This is a genomic window from Leisingera sp. SA215, from assembly GCF_055902035.1.
Map to the genome: position 1 here is coordinate 1 of NZ_JBVVXU010000034.1, position 787 is coordinate 787.

Consider the following 787-nt stretch of genomic DNA (forward strand, 5'->3'; position numbering starts at 1 on the left):
GATGGCGCGCAGCATGCCGCGCGCCTAGGCGCGCGGACGCAGGTCGTTTCGTGTGGCGCCGGCAGCCCCCAACACCCGCGGGTATTGGGGGGCTGCCGGCGCAGCCGCTGCCGGGCTTGGGGGGCGGCGCGGAGCAACAGCCCTGGCACCGGCAACGCTTCGTTAAGCCGGGCAGGGTAGTCTATAGCCCTGAAACAGACGTCCAACCTGATATGGTGCCTGCTGAGCAGGGCGCCGGAAATGCACGTATGAAAAATCGTCGAAAGCCAGCCTCTCAGATCACCCCGCTGATTGAGGACGGGGGCTTGTTCAAGCGGGAAGTCCGCGATGTCGCGGTGGAACTGGTGCCGGTGTTCAGCATGAACAACCGCGGCGATCTTGTGGTCAAGGGGATCGTCAGTCCCGGCACCGAGATCGAGGTGGTGTTTGCCGGCCGCCGGAAGCGCCAAGCGGCAGGTCTGGTCGAGCAAATGAAGAGGCTGCGGGTGCAGGGGGTGCGTACCGCGATGAACGGCCATGAGGCGATCAGCTGTCCCCGGAATCTGCGCCTGCCAGTCCAGGTGCGGGGCACCTGGCGGCTGCGTTTCGACCGCGATGCCTCTGGCTGGGAGGTCAAGAGCTATCAGCTGCTGGCCGCGCAATGGGTCTTTGCCGATGCGGAAAGATCCCATGATGAGTGGTGGACAGCGGCCTGTGGGAGATCAGAGTCGGTTTGCTACTAACCACTCTGGAGGGATTTGCCATGACAGCTGAACCAGCTTCGCCACCTGCCGCTATCCGCGTTGAT

The 787-nt window shown here is 64.2% G+C and carries 1 protein-coding gene; it reads left to right on the forward strand.

Translation table 11 applies throughout. The features are described 5' to 3' along the window. The first annotated feature begins 248 nt into the window (after positions 1–248). Positions 249–722: a hypothetical protein gene (locus tag AC0KW6_RS20885; RefSeq protein WP_474035969.1), complete on the forward strand. Its 474-nt coding sequence runs from the start codon at positions 249–251 to the stop codon at positions 720–722. The last annotated feature ends 65 nt before the right edge of the window (positions 723–787 follow it).

Bases quoted from the DNA above. Each gene is read 5' to 3' on its own strand.
- AC0KW6_RS20885 (WP_474035969.1), top strand. From the start codon at position 249: ATGAAAAATCGTCGAAAGCCAGCCTCTCAGATCACCCCGCTGATTGAG.